At 68.8% G+C, this 3,054-nt stretch carries 2 protein-coding genes; both read left to right on the top strand.

The window, feature by feature from the left end:
* Positions 1–1,561 (top strand): FkbM family methyltransferase (locus D455_RS0128595; RefSeq protein ID WP_017574076.1); only part of this gene is annotated, 1,561 nt, incomplete at its 5' end.
* 2 nt (positions 1,562–1,563) lie between these two features.
* A partial coding sequence (locus tag D455_RS31995; protein ID WP_017574075.1) for a condensation domain-containing protein occupies positions 1,564–3,054 on the top strand: 1,491 nt, incomplete at its 3' end.

Here is a 3,054-nt window from a genome sequence, read left to right as displayed (position 1 = left end):
CGAGGCCCGTCTCAGCGAACACCCCGCGGTCGAGGACGTCCGGGTCGTCGTCAGGGACTACGGAGAGGACGACAGGCGCCTCGTGGCGTACGTGGTGCCGTCGGAGAGGACCGCGCACCCGGTACGCGAGCTCGCCCGTCTACGCCGGACCGATCCGGACCTGCTGGAGCGGACCTGTGAACTGCCCGACGGGAGGACGGTCTTCCACCACAACAAGAGCGAGACCGACTTCGTCTACGAGGAGATCTTCACCGACCTCGAGTACCTGAGGCACGGGATCACCATCGACGACGGTGACTGCGTCTTCGACGTGGGCGCCAACATCGGCCTGTTCACGCTGTTCGCCGCAGGACGCAGCCGCGACGTCTCGGTCTACGCGTTCGAGCCGATCCCGCCGGTCGCCGACTCACTCAGGCGCAACGTCGAACTCCACGGCCTCAACGCCAGGGTGTTCCCCCACGGACTCTCCTCCGAGGCCAGGGAGGAGACGTTCACCTTCTACCGCCACAACACCGTCATCTCCAGCAGCCGGACCACCACCGAACAGGCGCACGAGATGGTGCGGTCGTTCCTGCGCAACCAGGAGCGGCTGACGGACGACGGCGCCCAGGCCAGCGACGAGTTGGTCGGCGAGCTGGTCGACACCAGGCTCGACAGCGAGCGGTTCACCTGCCGGCTGAGGACCCTCTCCGAGGTCGTCCGCGACCACGCGGTCGAGCGGATCGACCTCCTGAAGATCGACGTCGAGAACGCGGAGTACGAGGTCCTCAAGGGCATCGAGGCGCGGGACTGGCCGCGGATCCGCCAGATCGTGATGGAACTCCACGACGTGGACGACCAGCTGGAGAAGGTCACCACCCTTCTCCGGGCCCTCGGCTACGAGGTCGTCACCGAACAGGACAACCGCCTCCTGCGCGACATCCCGCTCCACAACGTCTACGCCAGGAGGCCTGAGGACGGTTCGGCGGACCCGCGTTCGGGAGGGGCCGCGACGCCCGAACGCGACGACCGGACCTGGAGTGCCTGGGCCGGGATGCTGGACGAGCTCAGGGACACGGCCCGCGAGTTCCTCCCCGAGTACATGCTTCCGGCGGCCTACGTACCGATCGACGAGCTGCCGTTGACCCCGAACGGCAAACTGGACCACCGGGCGCTGCCCGACCCGGAGCACGGGGGAGCGCACGAGGAGCGCCGGGCCCCGCTCCGGACCGAGGCCCAGAGGACGGTGGCACGGGTCTGGTCGGAGCTGTTGCGCGTCGAGGCCGACGACCTCGGGGAGGACAGCGACTTCTTCTCCCTGGGCGGGAACTCGCTGCTGGTGACCCGTCTGGTCAACCGGCTCGCGCGGGGAGCGGGGGCGGAGCTGGCCATCCAGGACGTGTTCGACTCCCCGACGCTGGGCGGGGTGGCCGACCTGGTGGAGAGGAGCACCTCCCCCGCCCAGGAGGCGCCGGACCTGAACATCGACGACATCCGTGACGGCCTCAGCCTCATCGAAGGGATGAGCGAGGAGGAGCTGGAGGCGCTGGCCGACGGCCACGACCAGGGGGACGAGAGCTGACGATGAAGACGACGAACACCGACGACACGATCGACCTCCTCCGGAGGATCAGGTCGCTGCCCCCCAAGAAGCAGAGGGCGCTGAGGGCCGTGCTCGCGCGGCGGGGGGTCGACCTCTCGGCACTGGAGTCGATCCCTCCCCGCCCCACCGCCGGTGACGAGCCGGTCCAGCTTTCGTTCGCCCAGCAGCGCCTGTGGTTCCTCGCCCAGCTGGAGGGGACCAACGCCCACTACAACATTCCGCTGGCGCTCCGGCTGCGCGGGTCGCTGGACCGGGGTGCGCTGCTGCGTGCCCTGGAGACCATCGTGGAGCGGCACGAGGTTCTGCGCACCCGGTTCGTGGAACGCGACGGCGTCGCCTACCAGGTCGTCGGCGACGGTCGGAGCTTCGAGGTGGGCGAGGAGGACCTGGCCGACCCGGCGGAACTTCCCTCCCTCTGCGAGAAGGAGGCGATGACCCCCTTCGACCTGGAGCACGACTTTCTCATCAGGGCCCGCCTGCTGCGGCGGTCCCCGGACGAGCACGTCCTCCTGGTGACCATGCACCACAGTGTCTCCGACGGGTGGTCGCTCGGGGTCTTCTCCGGGGAGCTGACCGCTCTGTACGAGGCGTTCCGCGACGGTCGGCCCGACCCCTTGGAGCCCCTGGCCATCCAGTACGCGGACTACGCCCACTGGCAGCGCCGGTGGCTCGTCGACGACGTGCTCGGACGCCAGGTCGACCACTGGAGGGAACAGCTCCAGGGCTCCGACCCGCAGGTGTCGCTGCCGACGGACAGGCCCCGGCCCGCGGTCAGGACCTATCACGGAGCGCGTGAGGGCTTCCTCGTGCCGAGCGAACTCACACGGTCCCTGAGGGAGCTCGGCGAGGAACACGGGGCGACCCTGTACATGGTCCTCCTGTCCGCGTACGCGGTGCTGCTGAAGCGCTACGGGGGCCAGGAGGACATCACCATCGGCTCGCCCGTCGCCAACCGCAACCGGTTGGAGGTCGAGGACCTCATCGGTTTCTTCGTCAACACGCTCGTCATGCGGGCGGACCTCACGGGTGACCCGGTCTTCCACGAACTGCTGGCCCGGGTGAAGGAGACGGCGCTGCGGGCCTACGACCACCAGGACGTGCCCTTCGAGGCAGTGGTCGACGCGTTGCAGCCGGATCGCGACCTCAGCCACGCACCGCTCTTCCAGGTGGCGTTCGTGCTCCAGGAGGAGCGGACCGAACGCGTCGTCCGGCTGGGCGACCTCGAGATCTCACCGGTGGACGTCGACTACCGGGTCACGAAGTTCGATCTCACCCTCGAACTGAGGGAGGGGCCCGACGGTCTGGCCGGCTCCGTCGAGTACAACACCGACCTCTACGACCGGGAGACCGTCCAGCGCTTCGTCCACCACTACACGACCCTCCTCTCCTCGATCGTGGCCGACCCCGGGGAGCGCGTCTCCCGACTCCCCATGCTTGACGATGTCGAGCGTCGTCGGGTGTTGGAGGAGTGG

Source organism: Nocardiopsis halotolerans DSM 44410 (genome assembly GCF_000341065.1).
Taxonomy (GTDB): Bacteria; Actinomycetota; Actinomycetes; order Streptosporangiales; family Streptosporangiaceae; genus Nocardiopsis; species Nocardiopsis halotolerans.
The sequence above is the reverse complement of the archived record's forward strand: the minus strand, read 5'-3'. Positions and strand labels throughout refer to the sequence as shown.